Source organism: Nocardia lasii (genome assembly GCF_042658545.1).
Classification (GTDB): domain Bacteria; phylum Actinomycetota; class Actinomycetes; order Mycobacteriales; family Mycobacteriaceae; genus Nocardia; species Nocardia lasii.
This window is the reverse complement of sequence record NZ_JBHSQN010000014.1, coordinates 59,057-80,907: the sequence shown is the minus strand read 5'-3', so window position 1 is coordinate 80,907 and position 21,851 is coordinate 59,057. Positions and strand designations below refer to the sequence as shown.

At 68.4% G+C, this 21,851-nt stretch carries 23 protein-coding genes; 9 read left to right on the top strand and 14 right to left on the bottom strand.

Features of this window, described 5'->3' with window-relative positions; translation table 11 throughout:
- Positions 1-31 precede the first annotated feature (31 nt).
- From ACFP3H_RS20920 to ACFP3H_RS20900, 5 genes are all read right to left on the bottom strand, one after another.
- Positions 32-1,381 (bottom strand): phosphatase PAP2 family protein, encoded by a 1,350-nt coding sequence (locus tag ACFP3H_RS20920; protein ID WP_378608556.1) that lies wholly within the window; start codon positions 1,379-1,381, stop codon positions 32-34.
- 50 nt (positions 1,382-1,431) lie between these two features.
- A complete protein-coding gene (locus ACFP3H_RS20915; protein WP_378608554.1) occupies positions 1,432-2,574 on the bottom strand; it encodes a glutamate--cysteine ligase in 1,143 nt (380 codons plus the stop codon).
- A 10-nt stretch (positions 2,575-2,584) separates the two neighbouring features.
- Positions 2,585-3,280 (bottom strand): superoxide dismutase[Cu-Zn], encoded by a 696-nt coding sequence (sodC, locus tag ACFP3H_RS20910; RefSeq protein WP_378608552.1) that lies wholly within the window; start codon positions 3,278-3,280, stop codon positions 2,585-2,587.
- Positions 3,281-3,370: 90 nt separating this feature from the next.
- Positions 3,371-3,937, bottom strand: coding sequence for a LytR C-terminal domain-containing protein (locus ACFP3H_RS20905; protein ID WP_378608551.1), 567 nt, complete (start codon positions 3,935-3,937; stop codon positions 3,371-3,373).
- Positions 3,938-3,979: 42 nt separating this feature from the next.
- Entirely contained in the window at positions 3,980-4,306 is a 327-nt protein-coding gene (locus ACFP3H_RS20900) for a DUF3263 domain-containing protein (RefSeq protein ID WP_378608549.1), read from the bottom strand.
- Positions 4,307-4,475: 169 nt separating this feature from the next.
- Here ACFP3H_RS20900 and ACFP3H_RS20895 point away from each other — a divergent pair, with 169 nt between their 5' ends.
- The 7 genes from ACFP3H_RS20895 (at position 4,476) to thiC (ending at position 13,890) form a co-directional block, all read left to right on the top strand.
- Positions 4,476-5,063, top strand: coding sequence for a peptide deformylase (locus ACFP3H_RS20895; RefSeq protein WP_378608548.1), 588 nt, complete (start codon positions 4,476-4,478; stop codon positions 5,061-5,063).
- Between the two features lies 1 nt (position 5,064).
- Positions 5,065-6,051, top strand: a complete 987-nt coding sequence (locus ACFP3H_RS20890; RefSeq protein ID WP_465263769.1) for an N-acetylglutamate synthase, CG3035 family — start codon at positions 5,065-5,067, stop codon at positions 6,049-6,051.
- Positions 6,052-6,495: 444 nt separating this feature from the next.
- Positions 6,496-7,320, top strand: a complete 825-nt coding sequence (locus tag ACFP3H_RS20885; protein ID WP_378608547.1) for an exodeoxyribonuclease III — start codon at positions 6,496-6,498, stop codon at positions 7,318-7,320.
- Positions 7,321-7,361: 41 nt separating this feature from the next.
- Positions 7,362-8,552 (top strand): homogentisate 1,2-dioxygenase, encoded by a 1,191-nt coding sequence (locus ACFP3H_RS20880; protein ID WP_378608546.1) that lies wholly within the window; start codon positions 7,362-7,364, stop codon positions 8,550-8,552.
- Complete coding sequence (gene fahA, locus ACFP3H_RS20875; protein WP_378608544.1) at positions 8,549-9,733, top strand: fumarylacetoacetase; 1,185 nt, start codon at positions 8,549-8,551, stop codon at positions 9,731-9,733. The genes ACFP3H_RS20880 and fahA overlap by 4 nt, the downstream gene beginning before the upstream one ends.
- Positions 9,734-9,848: 115 nt before the next feature.
- Entirely contained in the window at positions 9,849-12,086 is a 2,238-nt protein-coding gene (locus ACFP3H_RS20870; protein ID WP_378608543.1) for an MMPL family transporter, read from the top strand.
- A 163-nt stretch (positions 12,087-12,249) separates the two neighbouring features.
- Positions 12,250-13,890: a phosphomethylpyrimidine synthase ThiC gene (gene thiC, locus ACFP3H_RS20865; RefSeq protein ID WP_378608541.1), complete on the top strand. Its 1,641-nt coding sequence runs from the start codon at positions 12,250-12,252 to the stop codon at positions 13,888-13,890.
- A 172-nt stretch (positions 13,891-14,062) separates the two neighbouring features.
- Here thiC and ACFP3H_RS20860 read toward each other — a convergent pair whose 3' ends face one another.
- Positions 14,063-14,377, bottom strand: coding sequence for an endonuclease domain-containing protein (locus tag ACFP3H_RS20860; RefSeq protein WP_378608540.1), 315 nt, complete (start codon positions 14,375-14,377; stop codon positions 14,063-14,065).
- Positions 14,378-14,565: 188 nt separating this feature from the next.
- Here ACFP3H_RS20860 and ACFP3H_RS20855 point away from each other — a divergent pair, with 188 nt between their 5' ends.
- Together ACFP3H_RS20855 and ACFP3H_RS20850 are read left to right on the top strand one after the other, a co-directional pair.
- The gene (locus tag ACFP3H_RS20855; RefSeq protein ID WP_378608862.1) at positions 14,566-15,348 is read left to right on the top strand and encodes a thioesterase family protein; all 783 of its coding nucleotides are present in this window, start codon (positions 14,566-14,568) and stop codon (positions 15,346-15,348) included.
- A 50-nt stretch (positions 15,349-15,398) separates the two neighbouring features.
- A complete protein-coding gene (locus ACFP3H_RS20850; protein WP_378608538.1) occupies positions 15,399-15,608 on the top strand; it encodes a hypothetical protein in 210 nt (69 codons plus the stop codon).
- Between the two features lie 10 nt (positions 15,609-15,618).
- Here ACFP3H_RS20850 and ACFP3H_RS20845 read toward each other — a convergent pair whose 3' ends face one another.
- From ACFP3H_RS20845 to ACFP3H_RS20810, 8 genes are all read right to left on the bottom strand, one after another.
- Complete coding sequence (locus ACFP3H_RS20845; protein ID WP_378608537.1) at positions 15,619-16,125, bottom strand: SRPBCC family protein; 507 nt, start codon at positions 16,123-16,125, stop codon at positions 15,619-15,621.
- A gap of 15 nt (positions 16,126-16,140) precedes the next feature.
- The gene (locus ACFP3H_RS20840; RefSeq protein ID WP_378608535.1) at positions 16,141-16,470 is read right to left on the bottom strand and encodes an ArsR/SmtB family transcription factor; all 330 of its coding nucleotides are present in this window, start codon (positions 16,468-16,470) and stop codon (positions 16,141-16,143) included.
- Positions 16,460-16,891, bottom strand: a complete 432-nt coding sequence (locus ACFP3H_RS20835) for an SRPBCC domain-containing protein (protein ID WP_378608534.1) — start codon at positions 16,889-16,891, stop codon at positions 16,460-16,462. The genes ACFP3H_RS20840 and ACFP3H_RS20835 overlap by 11 nt, the downstream gene beginning before the upstream one ends.
- Before the next feature lie 75 nt (positions 16,892-16,966).
- Positions 16,967-18,484: an MFS transporter gene (locus ACFP3H_RS20830; RefSeq protein WP_378608532.1), complete on the bottom strand. Its 1,518-nt coding sequence runs from the start codon at positions 18,482-18,484 to the stop codon at positions 16,967-16,969.
- A 207-nt stretch (positions 18,485-18,691) separates the two neighbouring features.
- On the bottom strand, positions 18,692-19,684 hold the full coding sequence (locus ACFP3H_RS20825; protein ID WP_378608530.1) for an ABC transporter substrate-binding protein: 993 nt from the start codon (positions 19,682-19,684) through the stop codon (positions 18,692-18,694).
- Positions 19,685-19,718: 34 nt separating this feature from the next.
- Complete coding sequence (locus ACFP3H_RS20820) at positions 19,719-20,483, bottom strand: ABC transporter ATP-binding protein (RefSeq protein ID WP_378608529.1); 765 nt, start codon at positions 20,481-20,483, stop codon at positions 19,719-19,721.
- Positions 20,484-20,523: 40 nt separating this feature from the next.
- A complete protein-coding gene (locus tag ACFP3H_RS20815) occupies positions 20,524-21,330 on the bottom strand; it encodes an ABC transporter permease (RefSeq protein ID WP_378608528.1) in 807 nt (268 codons plus the stop codon).
- A gap of 45 nt (positions 21,331-21,375) precedes the next feature.
- Positions 21,376-21,798, bottom strand: coding sequence for a VOC family protein (locus ACFP3H_RS20810; RefSeq protein ID WP_378608526.1), 423 nt, complete (start codon positions 21,796-21,798; stop codon positions 21,376-21,378).
- Between the last annotated feature and the right edge of the window lie 53 nt (positions 21,799-21,851).

Below are 21,851 nucleotides of genomic sequence, written 5' to 3'. Positions count from 1 at the left end.
CCGAGGCGGCCGAAAATCCGTGGTGGCTGGGCTAGGCCTTGTGTAGTGCGGGGGCGGGGGCGGGGGCGGGGGTTTCGGCGAACCAGGTGTTGTGGAAGGCGACCGCGAGGGACGCCAGCAGGCCGATGAGGATCGCGCCCGCGGCCATCGGGTATTCCGACATCGGGACGGCCAGGTAGCGGTAGGACAGCAGCAGGCCGGCGAAGAGGACCGCGCCGAAGGCCACCAGGCGGATGCGGAAGGCCCCCCAGCCGCGCTCAGGGGCGCGCAGGGCCGATTCGACGGTCAGGCACAGCACCGCGCCCGCGACGAGGTCCACGCCGTAGTGGTAGCCGAATCCGAGCGTCGCCGCGAGGGTGGCGAGCAACCAGAACGCGCCGCCCCAGCGCAACCAGATCGGGGCGCGGGAGCCGTCGATATCGCGGCGGGTGTGGATGAACAGCGCGAGCGCCCACGCGGTGTGCATCGAGGGCATGCAGTTGCGCGGGGTGAACTCGTCGAACGGCAGCGCGGTCGGACTCGAGTCGAGCGGCGGCAGCGCGGTGGGCCAGAAGTTGCCCACCTGGAAACCGTGGCCGTCGGCGCCGTAGGCGAACATCGGACCCACCACCGGGAACAGCACGTAGAACAGCGGCCCGATCAACCCCAGCACCAGGAACGTGCGCACCAGATAGTGCCCCGGCCACTGCCCGGTCGAGACCACCTTGCGCAACTGCCACACCGCCACCGCGATCGCCGCGACCGGCAGCTCGATGTAGACCCAGTGCAGCACCGCGTACACCTCGGGCCCGAGCACGTCCAGGACCCGCCCGACGACCCAGGACGGGTCCCCGAGCGCGTGATCGGCGAGCATGACGTACTCGTCGAGCACCGTGGCGTGGGCGGTGGTGGTCAGGTGCAACCACACGTCCCCGACCTTGGTGGCCAGCACCAGCAGCGCGCCCAGCGCGACGGCTTTGAGCGCGTCGGTGCGCTCACGCCCGCGCCAGCGCACCGCGGCGATCACCGCCAGCGCGGTCAACACGATGGTCGGCCCGTTGCCCATCGAGAACGGATGCCCGTCGACGAGCCGCAGCGCGACCCACACCGCGTCGATCCCGACCGCCGCGGCCAGGGCGATCACCCGCCTGCGCACCGAGATCCCCACCAGCGCGAGCAGCAGCCCGGCCCACGGCACCGACATCGACTTGGGCGTGCCGACGAAATCACGGGCCAGACTGGCCAGCGGCCCCTCGAAACCCTGGATCGACGCGACGACCTGCAATCCGATCAGCAGCGCGAGTACGGCACCCACCGCGAGCGCGGCCAGGGTCCGTGGTTCGCGCAGCCGGGAACCGAGGGTGGCACCCCCCGCCACGATGCGGGGATGTTCGACAAGCATCCGACCATCGTAAACAACGGGTGAACGCGAGCCCGCTCGGCAGCTGAACGCTACTGATCGAGCTCCCGCACGAGCGCGTCGACGACGGCGACCATATCGCCCTGGGTGGCGGCGGCGACCCGACGTTGCCGCTGGTAGGAGGCGCCGTGGCGGGGAATGTCGGCGACCGAGGCCAGCTCGGCGGCGCAGCCGAGGCGCTTGGCGGTGGGCTCGAGCCGGGTGAGCAGGTCGTCGAGGTCATCGGTGACCAAACGCTCATTGCTGGCGTCGTCGACGATCACGATGGCGTCGAGCCCGTAGCGCGCGGCCCGCCACTTGTTCTCCTGGACGTGCCACGGCGGCAGCGTCGGCAGGTCCTCGCCGTCGCACAGCCGCTGGTCCAGATCCACGATCAGGCAGTGGATCAGCGCGGCCACCGCGGCCAGTTCGGCGCGACTGGACAGCCCGTCGCACACCCGCACCTCGATGGTGCCCCACTTGGGCGCGGGGCGGATGTCCCAGTGCATGCCGCCGAGTTGTTCGAACACACCGGTTTTCATCTGGTCGTGCACGAAACCCTCGAACTGGCGCCAGTTCTCGAACTGGAACGGCAGCCCGGCGGTGGGCAACTGCTGGAACATCAGCGCGCGGTTGCTGGCATAGCCGGTGTCGTCACCGGACCACATCGGCGAGGACGCCGACAGTGCCAGCAGGTGCGGGTACGACAGCAGCAGCGAGTTCAGGATCGGAAAGACCTTGTCCCGGTGCGAGACTCCCACGTGCACGTGCACGCCCCAGATGAGCATCTGGCGGCCCCACCACTGGGTGCGTTCGATGAGTTCGTCGTAATGCGGTGAGCGCGTGAGCTGTTGGGCCGACCACGCCGCGAACGGGTGGGTGCCCGCGCAGAACAGGTCGACGCCCAGCGGGTCGGCCGCGCGACGCACCGCGTCCATGGTGGTGTGCAGATCCTCGACGGCGCTACCGACCGTCTCGTGCACGCCCGTCACCAATTCGACGGTGTTGCGCAGCAATTCCTTGGTGACCTGCTGGGTGCCGTCGTGCGCGCGCAGGTCACCGACCGCGTCGAACACCGCCGAGGCGGTATTGGACAGATCGCGCGTCACCTTGTCGACGAGCGCGATCTCCCATTCGATGCCGATGGTCGGCCGGGGCGAACCGTGGAACTCGACTGGCTGGAAGGCCCCGGACATCTCGGGCTCGCTAGCCGACCACGCCGCACGCCACCCGGGCGCCGGCGTCACCGGTGGTCAGGGTGGTCTCGTCCGGCCCGGTGCCGCCCTCACGCGAGTAGCGCGGGGGGATGTTGCCGAAGTTGTCGGCGTCGGCGTGGATGATCAGCGCCTTGCCCTTGACGTTGTCGAGGGTGACCGAGTCGGTCCGGGTGACCAGCTTGGCCGTGCCGTCGGCGCCGACCTGCAGCGAGGTCAGGTCACCGCTGGCCGGGTGCGCGGTGGCCGGGCCGACCTGCAGATGCCCACCGGCCGAGGCGAAGTCGCCCTCACAGGTGCCGTTCTGGTGGAAGTGCAGCCCGTGGAAGCCGGGGGTCAGACCCTTGGCCTCGACCGTGACGACGAGGTGGTTGCCCTCGGCCACGATCGTGGCGGTGCCGACCTCGGCGCCGGTGCCGTTCTTCAGCGTGGTCTTCAGGCCGCCGGCGGGCGCGCCGTGATCGTCGCCGTGGCCGGGCGCGGCGCTGGTCGCGGGGGCGCCGTGCGAGTCACCGTGTCCGCCACTCTCGCTCGCCGGGGCGGGCGAGCTCGTCCACACCGGCGGCGTCGTACCCGCGACGTCGGTCGACTCCTGGCTGTTGGAGCATGCGGTGAGCCCGAACGCGGCGACCGCGAGCACCGGGGTCACAATGCGCCAGGACGGGCGACGAGTTGTCGACGTGGCCATCAGGGGACTCCTTATCGGACTGGGGCGATACCGCTCAAGATGATGCCACAGCGGCGAGTCGGCTTGCGGCACCGCGTGCCGCGCCCCGGTTCAGCTACCGGTCAACACGACGACCACGCCGGGCGCGGTGTCGCCGGTCTTGGGCGCGACCGTGCCGCCGACCTGCGCGGCGATCTCGGCGGCCGCGGCCTTGTCGCCCGCGCCGCTGCCGTAGTACACGGTGGTGGTGGTCAGGTTCGCGCCGTTGTAGTTGCCGGTGCTGACATTGCTCCAGCCCGCCGCGCCCAGTTCGCTCGCGGTGCGCGCGGCCAGGCCGACGACGAGGCTGTTGTTCAACACGCGCACGGGCACAGCCTGATCCACGCCGCCGGTGGCGGGCGCGGGGGGCGCCGCGGTGGTCGTCGTCGGCGCGACCGTCGTCGTGGCGGTGGTCGTGGTGGGGGCGGCCGCGCTGGTGGTCGTCGGCGCGGCGGAGGTGGCGGGCGCCTTGGCGACCGCGCTCGAGGTGGTGGTCTCGGTCTGCTCGTCGGCGGCGGTGGCGTCGGAGTTCGACAGCGACATCGCACCCAGACCGGCGAAGACGATGGCCAGCGCGATCAACACCATCGCCAGCGCGCGCAACGGCGGGCCGCCGGGGGTGGGATTCGGGTTGCTCACCCGGCCAACCCTAGCCGCAACGGGCGGTGCGTGACTCTCATGTCAGACCTGGAAACCGAGTTTGCGGGCGGCCCGGGACTTCTGCCTGCTGGCGCGCAGCCTGCGCAACCGCTTGACCAGCATCGGGTCGGCGGCCAGCGCCGCCTCGGAGTCGACGATCGTGTTGAGGACCTGGTAGTACCGGGTGGCCGACATGGCGAACAGTTCGCGGATCGCGTCTTCCTTGGCGCCCGCGTACTTCCACCATTTGCGCTCGAAGTCGAGGATGTCGAGTTCGCGCCGGGTCAGCCCGCTGCCGTCGGAATCCTGTTCGCCCACAGGGGAGCCATCGGGAGTCCCGGGGATATGCCGAGCCGCTGCGCCGTCCATCTTGCTCCCTCGCCGAGTATCACGAGACGATGACTACCGTCGCCATTCAACCACGGGTTCGGCCCAACCCTCGACCCGTGCCGCGGTGTGTTGCTACGCGCCGGTAGGGGTGTCGCACCCCACAGGGGTCGCCGCCGCGGTGCGCGCGCGGGCGGCGATAATGGCGAGCATGGCAATTCTCCCGATCGTGATCGTCGGTGACCCCGTTCTCCACAACCCCACCGCACCGGTGACGGAGACCCCCGCGGAGCTCGCCGAGCTGATCGCGGACATGTACGACACGCTGGAGGAGTCCAAGGGTGTCGGTCTCGCGGCCAACCAGGTCGGCGTCGGCAAGCGACTGTTCGTCTACGACTGCCCCGATTTCGACGCCACCGGCAACCCGATCCGCCGCAAGGGCGTGGTGGTGAACCCGGTGCTCGAGACCTCGGCCATCCCCGAGACCATGCCCGATCCCGATGACGACGAGGAAGGCTGCCTGTCGGTGCCCGGCGAGCAGTTCCCGACCGGTCGCGCGGACTGGGCCAAGGTCACCGGCACCGACGAGAACGGCGACCCGGTCGAGCTCGAGGGCGAGGGTTTCTTCGCGCGGATGTTGCAGCACGAGGTGGGCCATCTCGACGGCTTCCTCTACGTCGACGTGCTGATCGGCCGCAACGCCCGCGCCGCCAAGAAGGCGATCAAGCGGAACGGTTGGGGCACACCGGGTCTGAGCTGGATCCCCGGCACGGTTCCCGACCCGTTCGGCCACGACTGACGTGCGCGATCCGGTTCCGTCACCCGACGCCGCGAGCGCGGCGATCCCGCTCGGTCGCCGGGTGGTGATGCGGTACCGGCTGCCCGCCGGTTATCCCCAGCCGCTCACCGATGTGATCGGCGAGCTGGTGTCGATGACGCCGCCGGCGGTGCGCACCGCCGAGGGCGAGCTGGTCACGGTGTCGGCCGACCGGGTCGTGGCGCTGAAAGCCCTCGGGCCGCGCCCGATTCGCACCAAGGAGATCCGCTCGCTGGAAACCGCCGCGGCCCTGGCCTGGCCCGGCACCGCGCACCGGTGGATCGACGGCTGGCTGGCGCGGGCCGGCCACGGCTACACCGGCCGCGCGAATTCGGCGGTGCCACTGGGCGAGTCGGGCGTGCCCGCGGTGCTCTCGATCGACACGATGCGCAAGATCGCGGACTGGTACACCGAGCAGGGCCTACCGCTGCTGCTCCAGCTGCCCGACCGCCTCGCACCGGTGCCGCCGGGCTGGAACACCTGGAACGAGACCGTCGTCCTCGGCCTCGACATCGCGAATTTCGTCCTCCCCCAAGGCCCCTCGATGGTCCGCGTCGCCGACGCCCCCGACGACGCCTGGTTGGCGACCCACCGCTACCGCGGCGAGCCCCCACTCGACCCGACCGTGCGCGAACCCGACCGCCGCGTCCTCACCGCCACCATCGACGGCACCCTCGGTTTCGCCTCCCTCGGCCTACCCGAACCCCTGTCGATCGGCCGCGGCGCGGTGACCACCGCCCCCGACGGCCGCCGCTGGATCGGCCTCACCTGCGTCGCGGTCGCCGCCGCCCACCGCCGCAACGGCCTAGGCGCCCTGGTCTGCGCGGAACTGATCCGCTGGGGCGCCGAACACGGCGCAACCCACGCCTACGTCCAAGTCTCGATAGGCAACGCCGGCGCCCTGAGCCTCTACCGAGACCTCGGCTTCCTAGAACACCACACCTACCGCTACACCGCCCCCCGCCACTAACACCAACCACCAACACCCAGTTCAATCACCTGAGCCCAGCCCACCTGGGAGTCCGCGGAGTCAACCGCCCAGACATCGACGCCAAACCACCAACAAACCCAGTTCAATCACCTGAGTCCAGCCCACCTGGGAGTTCTCGGCGCGCCTCCGCCTCTGGACTGAGTGGAGGGTGCGACGAAGGAGTACCCGGAGCGAGGGAAGAGGCGGAGTCAAGCGCCGAGAACGCGGCGCCAGCCGCCAAAAACACAGCGCCAGCCGCCAATAACCCAGTTCAAAAACCTGGGCCAGGTACCCCTGAATGTTCTCGGCGCGCCTCCGCCTCTGGACTGAGTGGAGGGTGCGACGAAGGAGTACCCGGAGCGAGGGAAGAGGCGGAGTTAAGCGCCGAGAACAGCGGCGCCAGCCGCCAATAAACACAGCGCCAGCCGCCAATAAACTAGCGCTATGCGTCTCGCCACCTGGAATGTCAACTCGATCCGCTCCCGCGTCGACCGGGCGATCGCCCTGCTCGAACGGCACGACATCGATGTGCTGGCACTACAGGAGACCAAGTGTCGTGACGATCAGTTCCCGTTCGAGCGGTTCGAGGCGGCCGGGTACGAGGTGGCCCATGTGGGGCTCAATCAGTGGAACGGTGTGGCGATCGTGTCGCGGGTGGGGCTCGCCGATGTCGAGGTCTCGTTTCCCGATCAGCCCGGTTTCGACAAGGACGCCGGTGATTCGCTGATCGAGTCGCCGGTGCTCGAGGCGCGCGCGATCGGCGCGACCTGCGGCGGGGTGCGGGTGTGGAGCCTCTATGTTCCCAATGGGCGTGCGCTGGCCGACCCGCACTACACCTACAAGCTGAACTGGCTCTCGACCCTGCGCGAGCAGGCGAGCGGGTGGCTGGCCGAGGACCCGCAGGCCAAGATCGCCCTGGTCGGGGACTGGAATATCGCCCCGACCGATGACGATGTGTGGAACCCGGAGCTGTTCGTCGGCAAGACCCACACTTCCGCGCCCGAACGCGAGGCCTTTCAGTCGATGCTCGATCTCGGCTTCCGCGATGTGATGCGCGCGTTCGCGCCCGGCCCCGGCGTCTACACCTACTGGGATTACACCCAGCTGCGTTTCCCCCGCAAGGAGGGCATGCGCATCGACTTCGTCCTGGCCTCGCCCGCCCTGGCCGCCACGGTCGCCGACGCCTCGGTCGACCGCGAGGAACGCAAGGGAAAGGGCGCCAGCGACCACGCCCCCGTTCTCGCCGATTTCGATATCGGCGAGAGTTAAGCTGAATACTCCCCAGCGATGCGGAGAGGCGGTCAGCACAGATGTTCTATCGCCGAGTCGGGTCGGTGCCACCCAAACGGCACACCCAGCATCGTGACGAAAGCGGCAATCTCTATTACGAGGAGCTGATGGGCGAGGAGGGATTCTCCGGTGATTCCTCGCTGCTCTATCACCGCACCCTTCCCCCCGCGATCGTCGACTCGACCGTCTGGGAATTGCCCGACCAGACCCTGTCCCCGAATCATCCACTGCGACACCGCCATTTACGATTGCCGCTGCTGTTCCCCGGCGACACCGCCGCCGACACCGACCCGGTGACCGGGCGCAGACTATTGCTCGCCAACGCCGACGTGCGGATCTCGTACGTGGTCGCCGAGCGCGCGTCCCCGCTCTACCGCAACGCCATCGGCGACGAACTGGTGTACGTGGAATCCGGTGCGGCCGTGGTGGAGAGCGTGTTCGGCGTGCTCTCGGCCCATCAGGGCGACCAGGTGCTGATGCCGCGCGCGACGACCCACCGCTGGCTGCCGATGAGCGAGGAACCGCTGCGCGCGTATGTGATCGAAGCGTCGAGCCACATCACCCCGCCCAAGCGGTACCTGTCGAAATTCGGTCAGCTGCTGGAGAATTCGCCGTATTGCGAACGGGATCTGCACGGTCCACTCGAATTGTTGCTCGTCGAGGACACCGACGTGGAGGTGCTCGTGAAGCATCGCGCGGGCAACGAGGTGATCGGCACCAGAATGGTCTACGCGACGCACCCGTTCGATGTGGTCGGCTGGGACGGTTGCCTGTATCCCTACACCTTCGATATCGCCGATTTCGAGCCGATCACCGGCCGCGTGCACCAACCGCCGCCGGTCCATCAGGCTTTCGAGGCCACCAATTTCGTCATCTGCAATTTCGTGCCGCGCAAGGTGGACTATCACCCGCTGTCGATTCCGGTGCCGTATTACCACTCGAATGTGGATTCCGACGAGATCATGTTCTATTGCGGCGGAAACTACGAGGCGCGCAAGGGTTCCGGGATAGCCCAGGGTTCGGTCTCGGTGCATCCGGGCGGTTACGCCCACGGCCCGCAGCCCGGAGCGTATGAACGCAGTATCGGTGCCGAGTTCTTCGACGAATTGGCGGTGATGGTGGATACGTTTCGACCACTTCAGCTCGGTGAGGGGGCGCTGGCCTGCGAGGACCCGTCCTACGCGTGGACCTGGTCGGGGCGGCACCGATGAGGGGGCGGCTGCGGGTGGAGGTCCCCGCCGATTCCCTGTTCGGACCCGAGAACATGCCCTACGGGGTGTTCGCGCCGCCCGACGGCGAGTTCCGGGTGGGCTGTCGACTGGGCGATACGGTGCTCGATCTTGCTGCGCTGCTGGATGATTCGACCTTCGCCCGCGCCGATCTGAACGCGTTTCTGGCACAGGGTGCCGCCCGGTGGGGTGAGGTCCGTTCGCGACTGCGCGAGCTCGCCGACACCGCACTGCCGGTCGACGCGCTGCACCCGCTGCCGACGGTGCGAATGGCGTTGCCGGTGCGCATCGGCGACTACGTCGACTTCTACGCCAGCATCGACCACGCCACCCACCTCGGCATGCTCTTCCGCCCGGATTCCGCACCGCTGCTGCCGAATTGGCGTCACCTACCGGTGGGTTATCACGGCCGAGCGGGCACCGTCATCGTCTCGGACACGCCGGTGATCAGACCGAACGGCCAGCGCAGAACATCGTCCGGCACACCGATTTTCGGCCCGTCCGAGCGCGTGGATATCGAGGCCGAACTCGGCTTCGTGATCGGCACCGCCTCCACTCTCGGCCTGCCGGTGACCGTCGACGAATTTCCCGACTACGTCTTCGGAGTAGCCCTGGTCAACGACTGGTCGGCCCGCGATATCCAGGCCTGGGAGTACCAGCCGCTCGGCCCGTTCCTCGGTAAGTCCTTCGCCACCTCGATCTCGGCCTGGATCACCCCGCTCGCCGCCCTGGCCGAGGCACGCGTCCCCCTGCCGACCCAGGACCCCGAACCACTCCCCTACCTGCGCGGCGACGCGAACCACGGCCTCGATATCGACCTCACCGTCACCTGGAACGGCGAGGTCGTCACCCGGCCGCCCTATTCGCGCATGTACTGGTCGCCCGCGCAGATGCTGGCCCACCTCACCGCCAACGGCGCCTCGATCCGCCCCGGCGACCTCTACGCCTCGGGCACCATCTCGGGTCCCGAGCGCTCCCAGTCGGGTTCGTTCATCGAATTGTCCTGGGGTGGAACGGAACCCGTCACGGTGTCCGGTGCGCAGCGCACGTTCCTCGCCGACGACGACGAAGTCACCATCACCGCCACCGCCCCCGGCACCGAGGGACGCCGGATCGGCCTGGGCGCGGTGACCGGTCGCCTCCTGCGGGCGCATACCGACTGAACCACCCAGGGGCGGAGATCGTAGGTCATAGATATCCACCTCGAGTGGGTATCGGCGGAAATCCGGTGCGGGCTACGGTGGGCTTTCGACGTTTCCGAACAGAGGGCAGCCGACGATGTTGACGAGAATCGCCCGCACCGCCGTCGGCCGTCCCCGGCTGATCGTCGCGGTCGCGCTGTTGCTGATGGTGCTGTCCGGTGCGATCGGCGCCACGGTGCATTCGCACATGAAATCGGGCGGATTCGTCACCGAGGATCTCGAATCGGTGCGGGCCGGAAAGTACCTGGCCGAGAACTTCCCCGGCAGCGAGCCCAACTTCGTCCTCACGATCACCGCCGCCGACGGCCCCGATTCCGACGCCGCCCGCGCGGCCGCCGACCGGACCATCGCCGCCCTGCGCACCTACCCCTACGTCACCGGCGTGCAGTCGTACTGGACCGCGCGACCGGATCTCAAACAGGTGATGCGCAGCCAGGACGGCAAGCGCGCGCTGATCCTGGCCACCATCGACGGCGATGACGCCGAACTGCCCGACCGGGCAGCCGTCCTGAGCAAGGAACTCCAGGTCACCGATGGTCCCGTGATCATCCAGACCGGTGGTCTCGCCGCGACCTTCGCCGATATCAACACCCAGATCAGCAAGGACCTGATCCTCGCCGAGGCCATCGCGATCCCGATCACCGGCCTGCTGCTGGCGCTGGTGTTCGGCAGCCTGGTGGCCGCGTCGCTGCCGATCGCCATCGGCCTGTTCGCCATCGCGGCGGCACTGGGCATCCTGCGCGTGCTCACCGCCCTCACCGACGTGTCGATCTTCGCCCTGAACATGACCACCGCCCTCGGTCTGGCCCTGGCGATCGACTACAGCCTGTTCATCGTCAGCCGCTACCGCGAGGAACTCACCGCCGGCGCGACACCCGCCGACGCGGTGACCCGCGCGATCCGGACCGCCGGGCGCACCGTGGTGTACTCGGCGCTCGTCGTCGCGCTGTCGCTGTCGGCGCTGCTGGTCTTCCCGCAGTACTTCTTCAAATCGTTCGCCTACGCGGGCATCGCCGTGGTGGCCGCCGCCGCGGGTGCCGCGGTGATCGTGCTGCCCGCGCTGCTCATCCTGGTCGGCGACCGTATCGACGCCGGTGACCTGCGCGGACCGCTGCGCCGGGTGTTCCGGTTGCCGCCCCGCCGGGAGAAGCAGCCGCGCGAGACCTTCTGGTATCGCCTGGTCACGGCGGTGATGAAGCGGCCGATGACGATCGCGCTGGCCACCACCGCGTTCCTGCTGCTGCTCGGTTCGCCGTTCCTCGGCGTCCAGTTCGGCTACCCCGACGATCGCTCGCTGCCCACCGATGTCGCCAGCCGCCAGGTCGGTGACATCCTGCGCACCGAGTTCGACGCCGACCTCGCCTCCAGCACCACCGTGGTGCTGCCCGAATTCCGGGGCAGCACACAGGAACTCGACGCCTACGCGCGCGAGCTGTCCAAGATCCCCGAGGTGCCAGCCGTGCTGAGCAGTGCGGCGGTGTACCGCAACGGATTACGGGTGGCGGCGGGCATTCCCGAGATGAGCAGCCCGCAGCACGGCGCGTACCTGTCCGTCGCGACCTCGCTGGACCCCTATTCCGACGAGGGCGGCGCCCAACTCGACACCCTGCGCGCCGTGCCCGCGCCCTCGCCCACCCTGATCACCGGACCGGCCGCGCTCAATCAGGACTCCGTCACCGCCATCACCGGCAAACTGCCGCTGGCGGGTGCGCTGATCGCCATCACCACCCTGGTGCTGCTGTTCCTGTTCACCGGCAGCGTGGTGTTGCCGGTCAAGGCCCTGATCCTCAATATCCTCTCGCTGGCGGCGACCTTCGGTGCGATGGTGTGGATCTTCCAGGAGGGGCACCTGTCCGGGCTGCTCGGTTTCACCGCCACCGGCACCCTCAACCTCGCCATGCCCATCCTCATGTTCAGCCTGGCCTTCGGCGCCTCGATGGACTACGAGGTCTTCCTGCTCTCGCGCATCCGCGAGGAATGGTTGGCGGGCCCGAAGACCAGCGCGGGCAACACCGAGGCGGTGGCGATGGGCGTGGCCCGCACCGGCCGCATCTTCACCGCCGCGGCCCTGCTGATGAGCATCGTGTTCCTCGGCGTCGCCACCTCCGGGGTGTCGATGATGAAGCTGTTCGGCCTCGGTTGCGCGCTGGCCGTCATCAGCGACGCGACGGTCATCCGCGGCCTGCTCGCGCCCGCCCTCATGCGCATGATGGGGACCTGGAACTGGTGGGCGCCCAAGCCACTCGTGCGGCTGCACAACAGGTTCGGACTGCACGAAGCCGACGAGGCCGAAAAGCAGCCCGTGTCAGTGTGACTCGGAGCTCGGGTGCACCGGGTAGGGTCGGCCCGGACAATTTCACACGCCAACGGGGGCTCGCACCAGCGGGCTGAGAGGACGGCTAGCCCATTTTTCGGGCGCTCAGGGCCGTCGACCGTATGAACCTGACCGGGTAATGCCGGCGTAGGGAGGAACGACTATGGGCTCGAACACGTCTGCCCACGAGACGGTCGACACCGTCACCACGGGACCGATCCAGGGCAGTGTCAAGCATTACAAAGAGGTCGATGACCTGCGCATTCCGGTGCGCCGGATCAACCTCACCAACGGCGACACCTTCGATGTCTTCGATACTTCCGGCCCGTACACCGACAACAATACGGTGATCGATCTCGAAGCCGGGCTGCCGAAGCTGCGCGACGGGTGGGACAAGCCCGCCGTCGAGGGCCCGCGCACCCAGTTGCATTGGGCACGGCAGGGCATCATCACCCCCGAGATGCGGTTCATCGCCGCCCGCGAGGGTGTTTCGGCGGAATTGGTGCGTGACGAGGTGGCGCGCGGGCGCGCGGTCATCCCGGCCAACCACCAGCATCCCGAGCTGGAGCCGACCATTATCGGCAAGAAGTTCCTGGTCAAGATCAATGCCAATATCGGCAATTCGGCGGTGTCGTCCTCGATCGCCGAGGAGGTCGAGAAGATGGTGTGGGCCGCACGGTGGGGCGCGGACACCATCATGGATCTGTCGACCGGCAAGAACATCCACGAGACCCGCGAGTGGATTCTGCGCAATTCGCCGGTCCCGATCGGCACGGTGCCGCTGTATCAGGCGCTGGAGAAGGTGAACGGTGATCCCACGCGCCTGAGCTGGGAGATCTACCGCGACACCGTGATCGAGCAGTGCGAGCAGGGTGTGGACTACATGACCGTGCACGCGGGCGTGCTGCTGCGCTACATCCCGCTGACCGCGCGGCGCGTCACCGGGATCGTCTCGCGCGGCGGTTCGATCATGGCGGCCTGGTGTCTGGCGCATCATCGAGAGTCGTTCCTGTACACGCACTTTCGCGAACTGTGCGAGATCCTCGCGCGCTACGACGTGACCTTCTCCCTCGGTGACGGCCTGCGTCCCGGCTCGATCGCCGACGCCAACGACGAGGCCCAGTTCGCCGAACTGCGCACCCTCGGCGAGCTGACCACGATCGCGAAATCCTATGGGGTGCAGGTGATGATCGAGGGTCCCGGCCACGTGCCGATGCACAAGATCGTCGAGAACGTGCGGCTCGAGGAAGAGCTGTGCGAAGAGGCCCCGTTCTACACCCTCGGCCCGCTGGCCACCGATATCGCGCCCGCCTACGACCACATCACCTCGGCCATCGGCGCCGCGATCATCGCACAGGCGGGCACCGCCATGCTCTGCTACGTCACCCCCAAGGAACACCTGGGCCTGCCCAACCGCGACGACGTCAAGGTCGGCGTGATCACCTACAAGATCGCCGCCCACGCCGCCGACCTCGCCAAGGGCCACCCGCACGCCCAGGACCGCGACAACGAATTGTCCAAGGCCCGTTTCGAATTCCGCTGGCACGACCAGTTCGCCCTGTCGCTGGACCCCGACACCGCCCGCGAATACCACGACGAAACCCTGCCCGCCGAACCCGCCAAGACCGCCCACTTCTGTTCCATGTGCGGCCCGAAGTTCTGCTCCATGCGTATCTCCGCCGACGTGCGCGAGTACGCCGAGAAACAGGGCCTCACCGACGTGGCCGCCATCGAGGCGGGCATGGCCGAGAAATCCGCCGAGTTCGCCGACCACGGCAACCAGGTCTACCTCCCGGTCGTCTGATCCCGCTGCCCGGCCCACCTCGGATCGACCCGCAGTGGGTCGACGATTCCTTCGACGGAGTCGCCGAGGTGGGCTGGGTACCCAGTTGTCGCCGCATCCGCCCGACGTCGATCGACCGATTCAGCGACGGCACGCCACCGATCGACCGCACTGGGGTGTCATTTCCGTGCACCTACTCACCGCTGGCGGCTATTTCAGGCCCGAACCGCAAGCGACTGCACGTTTTTGCCACCTTGCGGCGCGCGAGAACCACACGTTGCACCTCGTCGGCGCACTGGTCGAGGTTGTGCATGACGTCCTGGGCCGCGTAGCGCAGAACCAACCAACCGCGCACGACCAACCAGTTCTGCCGCCGACGATCGCGGCGGAAAACCACCGCGTCACTGTGGAACTCGCGCCCATCCAGCCCCGTTGGCGCGATTGTGGATAATTCTGGGGCTGTGGATAGCTCTGGGGGGGTGGCATTTTCGTGCGACTGTGTGCCCATAGCGCCGGAAGAGGGGTTCGGCGAGGCATCGGTGCACGTTTTTGCTATCGGTATGGCACTGGCCGCAGCTGGAAACCGCAGCAACTGCCTTCAGCGTGAGAGGCGGCCCGGGTTCGGTGGACACCGGGACCGGGTCCGACCGGTCGTGGCGTTGTTAGCGGTCGGGTGGCTAGGGTCGATATGTGAGCATGGCTTTCTATCTTTCCGATCCCGGCGACCCGAGCCGCTTCCACTCGACCGAGCTCACCAGGGGTCCCTGGTCGCCGGACGCGCAGCACGCCGGACCGCCGTCGGCGCTGCTCGGGCATGTGATCGAGCGCTGCGATCCCCGGCCGGGGTTCCAGGTCGGGCGGGTCGCGGTGGAGATCCTCGGGCCGGTGCCGTTGGCGCCGCTGACGGTCACCGCGAAGGTGGTGCGTTCGGGGCGCAGTGTCGAGTTGATCGAGGCGACAATGTCGTCGGAGCGTGGGCCGGTCATGCAGGCGACCGCCTGGCGGCTGCGGGTGGCCGAGCCGGTTCTCGACGTGCCCGCCGAGTTCCTGCCGAGCGGAACCCGTGAACTGCCCGTGTCCGGGACCGAGGTCTTCCCGACCGACCAATCCGTCGGCTTTCACACCGGCATCGAATACCGTTTCGCCGCCGGATCTTTCCTGACGCCCGGCCCGGCGGTCTGCTGGATTCGCCTGAAGTACCCGATCGTCGAAGGCACCACCCCGTCGCCCCTCGAGCGCGCCCTGGCGGCCGCCGACTCGGGCAACGGCGTGAGTTCGGTGCTCGACTGGGCCGAGTACCTGTTCATCAACACCGACCTCACCGTCACCCTGCACCGCCACCCGATCGGCGAATGGGTCTGCCTCGACGCCATCACCCACCCCCAACCCCACGGCATCGGCCTCGCCGAATCCGCCCTCTTCGACGAAACCGGCCCGCTGGGCCGCAGCACCCAAACCCTCCTGATCGCCCCACGCTGACCAGGTTTTCGGGGTCTTTCCTTACTCCGGGAGCTCCGTAGGCTGCTGTCATGTCTTCTCGTACACAACGTTTCGTTGCCGGTGCCGTCGTGGCCGCCGCACTGTCTCTGGCCGCACCGGCCGGCATCGCGCAAGCGGCGCCCCTGCCGGTTGCCGACTCGGGGTCGGCGTCGTGGGGTTGCACCTCGACCGATATCAATCCCTGCCCGATCCGTCCGCTGCTCGATATGTGGACCTGGCTGTTGAGTGGGTCCGGGTAGGGGTCGGCGGTTAGGGGCGCGGCTTGATCAGGGCGGTGTTGCCGTGCTTGTGCAATTCGGTTTCGAAGGTGCTGTCGAGGCGGAACGGGTCGCCGGTGCCGGTGGTGATCAGGTCGTGCAGGCTTTTGGTGATGTAGCCGCCCCAGGCGTTGGCGCAGACCTCGTAGCACTCGTCGGTTGGGCGCAAACCCACGTGGGTGAAACGGATTTCGGTGCGGCCGTCGTTGTCGGCGAGGTCGAAAACCACCTCGGTGTCCTCCCATTCGGCCGGGTCGGCGATGAAGGAGAGGTGGGCGTCGGTGACGTGCCAGACCAGGCGCAGGCCGGGGACCGAGTCGGTGGTGGTCATGGTGCAGCGGTGCGCGCCGGGGACTTCGAAGCGGTAGCTGTCGCCCACGGTGCCCGTGGTGCCCTCGATGGTTTCGTTCCACCAGCCGCGCACATTGTTGATCGCGGCGAACGCTTCCTCGGGGGTCGCGTCGACGGTGGTTGTCACGGTGAAGTTGTTGTCGATCATTGTGTTTCCTTCGGTTCAGCCGTCCAGGTGTTTGCGGAGGGCGTCGAGGGGGCCGTCCCAGTCGCGGGCCATGGCGGCCAGGAACTGTTGGGCTACTCGCATGGGGGCGGAGTCGAGGCGGTAGCGGACGCGGCGGCGTTCGCCCGGTTCGGCGATCACCAGGCCGGCTTCCGCGAGCAGGGCGAGGTGTTTGGCGATCGCCTGGCGGGTGATGGGGAGGCGGTCGGCGAGGTCGGTCGCGGTGGCGGGGCCGTCGGCGGCGAGGGTGGCCAGCACCGACCGCCTGCTCGGATCCGCCAGCGCGACGAACACCCGTTCGGCGGTCGCTTCCGACTCAGGACGCATCGAGGTATTCGACCAGCTCACCCAGTTCACTCTGCCAGCCGCCGGTATTGCCCTCGAACGCCTCCTTGTGGACCTCGTCGGGCAGTTGGGCGAACCCGGTCTCGACCACGGTCAGTCGGGTGCCCGCGCCGACCGGTTCGAGCGTGAACTCCACGTAGGTGCGGCGCGGGTCGTCGTCGGGCAGGCCGGAGATTCCCCAGGTGTAGCCGAAGATCGTGGGTTCCTCGACCCGCTCCACGCGCATGTTCGCGACGTGGCCCTCGATCCAGGTCATCCGCGCCTCGCCGCCGGGGCGCAGGTCGATGGTGGCGGTGTTGCCGAACCAGCCGGCCAGGCCCTCGGCGGTGGTGATCGCCGCCCACACCGTCGCCGGCGGATGGGCGAGCTCGATGGTCCGCACGATCTGATCGGGAAATCCCATGATGCGCCTCCTAGTTATAGCAACCGATTGGTTGCCACTAAAGATATTGCAACCAGCGGGTTGCGTCAAGGGTAGTCAGTGCCCGCCGGTGATGCGGAAGCCCCGCGGCACCAGTCGGACCGCGGCGATCGCCACCACCGCGACGACGGCCGCCGAGAGATAGGACGTGGTGGTGAGGGCGGCGTCGAAGGCGTGGGATGCGGTGGCGATCACCTCGGCGCTCGCGGGTTCGGGCAGGCTCGACGCCACGTGGACGGCGCCACCCACCGAACCGGTCGCCTCGGCCAGTCGATCGGCGGGCACGGGCAGGTCGGTCATGTGCTCGGTGAACAGGCGCGCGTGCAGGCTGCCGAGCAGGGCCACGCCCAGGCCGATGCCCAGCTCGTAATTGGTCTCCTCGACTGCCCCCGCCTGACCCGCGCGATCGGCGGGAACGGCCGCCACGAGAATGGCGGCGGCAGCGGTCACCGCCATCCCGTCACCGATGCCGAAAGACACCAGGACCAGCGCGATCACGGGATAGGTCGTCGGCTCGGGACTCACCGCGAGCAGCAGGAACCCGAGCGCGACAGCGCCGAGCCCGACGCCGAGAACCACCCGCACGCCCAATTTATGCATCAGCAACGGGGTCAGCAGTGAGGCCGTGAGCAGGGTGAGAGCGGCGGGGAGCATGCGGATGCCGGCCTGCGAGGGACTGAACCCGTGGACGTACTGCAACCACAGCGAGATCAGGAACATGGCCGCGCCGATGGCCATCATGGCCAGCAGGGTCGCGATCGCCGCCGCGGTGAAGGCGCCGTTGCGGAACAGGCGGACGTCGAGCAGCGGGTCGGCGGCGCCGAGTTGCCGCCGGGTGAACCAGGCCAGCGCACCGAGCGCGACCAGCAGGATCGCCCAGTCCCGCAGTCCCGCTTCGCCTTTCGCGAGATGCTTCAGAGCCCACGCCAAACAGACGATCCCGGTCACCGACAGCGCCGCCGCGAACCAGTCCAGCCCACCCGCCTGCGGCGCCCGATACTCCGGCAGCACCCACAGCCCGACCACCACCGTCACCAGCACCACCGGCACATTCAGCCAGAACGCCGACGCCCACCCGAAGTGCTCGACCAGGAACCCGCCGACGATCGGCCCGACCGCCGCGCCGACCCCGGCCACCGCCGCCCAGATCCCGATGGCCATCGTGCGTTCGCGCTCGTCGGCGAAGACGGTGCGGATGAGCGAGAGCGTGGAGGGCATCACCATCGCCCCGCCGATCCCGAGCAGCACCCGCCCACCGATCAGCTGGGCCGCGCTGCCCGCCGTCGCCGCGACCACCGACGCGATCCCGAACAGCACGAAACCGCTGATGAACAACAACTTTCGGCCCACCCGGTCGCCGAGCGCGCCGGTGGTGATCAGCAACCCGCCGAGGACAAGCCCGTAGATGTCGATGATCCACAGCTGCTCCATCGGCCCGACCCGCAGGTCCTCGATCAGCGACGGCAGCGCCACATTGAGGATGGTGGCGTCCATCGCCACGAGCAGCAGACTCGCGCACAGCACCGCGAGCATGACCCACCGGATCGAACCGTAGGTCCGGGTCGACTCGCTCATCGCGCCACCTCACCGTCCGATTCCGCTCATGACCGGCATCCGGATCCGCAGCACTCGATCCGCTGCTCAACCTAGCCGCTCGACAACGGTTCGCCCGCGAACAGCGCTCGGGTGTTCGCGGCGCGGCCGCGATGCCCGCGAGCCGATCGGTGACGCGCGAACGGCGCCCCCGATCCGACTGGATCGAGGGCGCCGCGCGGGTGAGGACTACTTGTCGAAGCGGGTGTCGACGAAGGACTTGAAGTCGACCTTGCCGGGGATGGCCTTGGCGTCGGTGAAGGCGTCGGCGATCTCCTGCTCGGAGGCGATGACCTCGTCGGAGAGCGTGATCGGCTCCTTGATCGAGCGGGTCCAGGTGGTGCGCGAGGCGTCGACGCTGATCTGGGTCAGTTCGGCGTACTTGGTGGACCAGGTGTCGAGGTTGTCCGAGGACCACTTGGTGGCGGTGGCGTAGCGCTGGAAGAAGTCGGCGATCGCGGCGGACTTGGCCGGGTCGGCCACGGCCTTGTTGCCCGCGACCCAGAAGTTGTAGCCGTTGGCGGCCTGGTCGGCGGTGGCGATGGTCTTGGCGCCGACCTCCTTCTCGGCGATGGCGGTGTAGGGGTCCCACACGGCCCAGGCGTCGACGTCGCCGCGGGTCAGCGAGGCGTAGCCGTCGGCGGGGGCCAGGTAGACCGGCTCCACATCGGTCAGCGACAGGCCCGCCTTCTTCAGTTGCAGCAGCAGGTTCGCGTTGGCCGAGCTGCCCTTGGTGACGGCGACCTTCTTGCCCTTCAGATCCGCGACCGAACCGACGGTGGAGTCCTTGCCGACCAGGATGGCGTCGCCCTTGCCGGTGGCCGAGAGCGCGCCGACGATCTTGATGTCGGCGTTGGCGGCCGCGCCGAAGATCACCGGGGTATTGCCGACCTGCGCGAGGTCGATACCGCCCGCGCTGGCCGCCTCGACCAGCGGCGGGCCCGCGGTGAAGGTGGAGAACTCGATCTTGTACGGCAGGTTGTCCAGCTGACCCGACGCCTTGAGCAGCACCTCGATCGAAATGGCTTTCTGGTCACCGACTTTCAGCGTGACGGTGCTCAGATCCACCGGACCCGACGGGGCGGCGTCGGTGGCCGCGTCGTCACCGCAGGCGCTGAGCGAGAGCGCGGCGACGACGGCGAGGGCGAGTCCGGCCAGGCGGGACTTCGGAGTGCGTTTCACGGGAACAACTTTCGTGCGGAAGGGTTGTCGATCATCAGTGGGTGACGCCGAGGTGAGCGAGTAGCTCGGTCGCGTACCGCGCGACCTCCGGTGCGGCGGCGGTGCGTGGGCGGGGTAGCTCGATGGCCACCTCGGCGGCGATCCGGCCCTCGTCGAGCACCAGGACGCGGTCGGCGAGCGTGATCGCCTCGAGCACGTCGTGGGTCACCAGCAGCACCCCGAATTCGCGCTGGGCGTGCAGGCCCAGCAGCAGTTCGTGCATGGTCAGGCGGGTGAGCGCGTCGAGGGCGCCGAAGGGTTCGTCGAGCAGCAGCAGGGTCGGCTCGGCCACCAGGGCCCGCGCCAGTGCCGCGCGCTGCGCCTCGCCGCCGGACAGGGTCAGCGGCCACGCGTCGGCGCGACCGGCGAGGCCGACCTCGGCGAGCAGGGCGCGCGCGGCCTTGTCGTCGGCGCGACGATTGCGCGGCTTTGGCCTGCCGAGCACGACATTGCGCACCACCGGCTGCCACGGGATCAGCCGCGCCTCCTGGAACACGATCGTCGGCCTGCCCGCGACGGAAACCTCACCGCGCGAGGCGGAATCGAGGTCGCCGAGGATGCGCAGCAGGGTCGATTTGCCCGAGCCGCTGCGCCCGACCAGCGCGACGATCTCGCCCGCGCCGATCTCGAGATCGATCCCGTCGAGCACGGTGCGATCACCGAAACGCTTGGCCAGCCCGCTGATTCGCGCGGCGGGGGCGCCGGTGGGCTTCTTCCGGGGCAGGGGGGTGACGGTGGAGGCGGAAGCGGCGGCGGTCATGACGTGGTCCTCGCGATCGGGCGGTGGCGCGGTGGGTACATCAGCGATTCACCGCCGGGCGCCAGCGCAGGGCGCGGCGTTCCAGAATTCGCACGATCGAATCGGTGAGCAGACCGAGCAGGCTGTAGATCACCAGACCGAACACCACGATGTCGGTGCGCAGGAATTCGCGGGCGTTGTTGACGACGAAGCCGAGCCCGGCGTTGGCGTTGATCTGCTCGGCGACCACCAGCGAGAGCCACGCGATGCCCAGACTCTGCCGCACGCCGACCAGGATCTGCGGCAGCGCGCCGGGCAGGATCAGCAGCCGCAGCCGCTCGCCCAGCCCGAGCCGCAGCGCACTGCCCAGCTCGAGCAGCTTGGGGTCGAGCTGGCGGATGCCGGCGAAGGTATTGAGATACAGCGGGAAGAACACGCCGAGCGCGATCAGGTAGACCTTGGGTTCCTCGCCGATGCCGAACCAGATGATGAACAGCGGGATCAGACCGAACAGCGGGATCGTGCGGATCATCTGCAACGGCGGGTCGACCGCGTACTCACCGACCTTGCTCAGCCCGGCGAGGATGCCGAGCACCAGCGCCAGGATCGCGCCGAGGGCGAAGCCGTAGAGCGCACGCTGTCCGGACACCAGCAGGGCGTCGCCGAGCTGACCCGAGCGATAGGTTTCCAGCCCCGCGTCGAACACCGCCGAGGGCGCGGGCAGTTTCTTGGCCGGGATCCAGCCGCTGGTGCTGCCGATCTGCCAGACGAGCAGCACCACGATCGGCGAGAGCGCGCGCAGGAACCCCGGGCGGCGGTACAGCGGGACCCGTCGCTCGTCGGTTCCGGTGGGCTTCTCCAACAGCATTCACGCATGGTGCCCGCCCGAGCGCCCGCCCCGACAGGGTTGAAATCAGCTCGAGGATTTCTCGGCTCGACTCGAGATCTGCTGGACAGCCCAGCTGTTGCCGTCGGGATCGTCGAAGAACACGAACCCGACGTTGTCGAGCGGATGCGGGGTGGGCGTCGGATTCACGCCGAGTTCCTGGATATCGCTGACCGCGACGCCGCGCGCCACCAGTTCGGCGTGCGCCGCCGCGATATCGGGCACGACCAGTTGCAAACCCTTGAGCGACCCCGGCGGCATGTGCGGCACCGCGCCCTTGCCGATCACGATGGAACAGCCGGAGCCGGGCGGGGTCAGTTGCACGATACGGACTTCCTCGCCGACGACCGTGTCGTGGTCGACGACGAAGCCGAGTTGGTCGGCGTAGAAATCTTTGGCCCGATCGATGTCGGCGACCGGAACAATCACGACTTCCAGGGTCCAGTTCACTACGCGCCTCCGAAGAGTGGTCGGGGTGAGAACACCGAGTCTGCCACCCCGCG